This window comes from Streptomyces sp. NPDC059456 (assembly GCF_042750055.1).
In the GTDB taxonomy this organism is placed as follows: Bacteria; Actinomycetota; Actinomycetes; order Streptomycetales; family Streptomycetaceae; genus Streptomyces.
The window spans coordinates 1-1,291 of the sequence record NZ_JBHYVA010001129.1 but is presented as its reverse complement, the minus strand read 5'-3'; the positions used below and the strand labels follow the sequence as shown (position 1 = coordinate 1,291).

Here is a 1,291-nt window from a genome sequence, read left to right as displayed (position 1 = left end):
GTGGCCGCAGGTGCTACTCGCCGCGTCCGCTGAGGAAGTCCCGCGCGCGGTCGACCAGTCCCGTGCCGGCGGACAGCAGCCGGTGGTGCGGCTGGGAGGGGAGGGCGCCGGGGTGCGGGCGGGTCGGCGCGAACCTCTTGGCCCGGCGCACCCTGTCGCCCAGCGTCCGCAGGTCCTGCGGTGAGCACGCGTGGCGGAGCCGGGGGAAGATGTTCTGCTCCTCGTCGTGCACGTGGGCGACGACCTCCGCCTTCAGTGCGGCGAGCAGCCGGTCGAACTCCGGTCCCGCCGCGTCCAGCCCTTCGAGGTCCTTCAGCAGCTTCTCCACGCGTGCGTGGTCGGCGAGTTCCTTGTCCGCGATGAGGTCGCCGTCCGGGAAGTGCTCCCGGATCACCGGCTAGAGGTGCTCCTCCTCGGCGACCGAGTGCCGCACCAGTTCGATGGTCAGCTGTTCGGCCGCCTTCTGTCGTTCGCCCGCCGGGGTGGTGTGCTCGATCCTGTCGAACAGCCCGTCCACCTCGCGGTGGTCGACGGTCAGCTCGGCGATGACGTCCCCTGCGTGTCCCATGCCGTTGTTCCTTCCCGTTCGGCCTCGGCCGGCGGTGCGCGCCGGTCGCTGCGCGCGTACCCGGGATCACGCAGCGCTAACGGGAGGGCGCCGGGGCGTGGCGGCCGGCGCATGCCGCGCCGGGCGGCGGGTAGCCGGGCCGTGAACGATCCACCGACCATACGGAAGGGGTCACATGTCACACGTCGAGGAGTACGTCGAGGTCAACGTGCCGCTGCGCACGGCCTACAACCAGTGGACGCAGTTCGAGGAGTTCCCCGCCTTCATGGAGGGGGTCGAGCGCATCGAGCAGCGCACGGACACCCTGACCCACTGGGTGACGAACGTGAACGGTGTGCAGCGCGAGTTCGACGCGCAGATCACCGAGCAGCTCCCGGACCGGCGCGTCGCGTGGATGACGGTGGACGGGGAGGCGCGCCAGGCCGGCCTGGTCACCTTCCAGCCGATCGACGCGACCACCACCAATGTCGTCCTGCACATGAACTGGGCGCCCGACGGCCTGGCCGAGACGGCCGCCGACAGGCTCGGCTTCGTCAAGCGCCGGGTGGCCGGTGATCTGAAGCGGTTCAAGCTGTTCATCGAGTCGCGCGGTGTCGAGACGGGCGCCTGGCGGGGCGAGGTCTGACCGGGATGGGACGCGGGTTCGGGGACAGGGGCGTCCGCGCCGCGCGCCGCCGCCGGGGGGCGCGGGGGGGCTCGCGCCCGGGCGGGGTGCAGGCGCGC

The 1,291-nt window shown here is 72.2% G+C and carries 1 protein-coding gene and 1 pseudogene; one reads left to right on the top strand and one right to left on the bottom strand.

Translation table 11 applies throughout. The annotated features are described in order from the left end of the window. Positions 1 to 13: 13 nt before the first annotated feature. Positions 14 to 568, bottom strand: a pseudogene (locus ACFXA3_RS42705) (hemerythrin domain-containing protein). Between the two features lie 175 nt (positions 569 to 743). Between ACFXA3_RS42705 and ACFXA3_RS42700 the strand changes: the two are divergent. Next, entirely contained in the window at positions 744 to 1,193 is a 450-nt protein-coding gene (locus tag ACFXA3_RS42700; RefSeq protein ID WP_385196968.1) for an SRPBCC family protein, read from the top strand. Positions 1,194 to 1,291 lie beyond the last annotated feature (98 nt).

Coding starts and splice junctions, on each gene's coding strand:
- ACFXA3_RS42700 (WP_385196968.1), top strand. CDS start 744: ATGTCACACGTCGAGGAGTACGTCGAGGTCAACGTGCCGCTGCGCACG.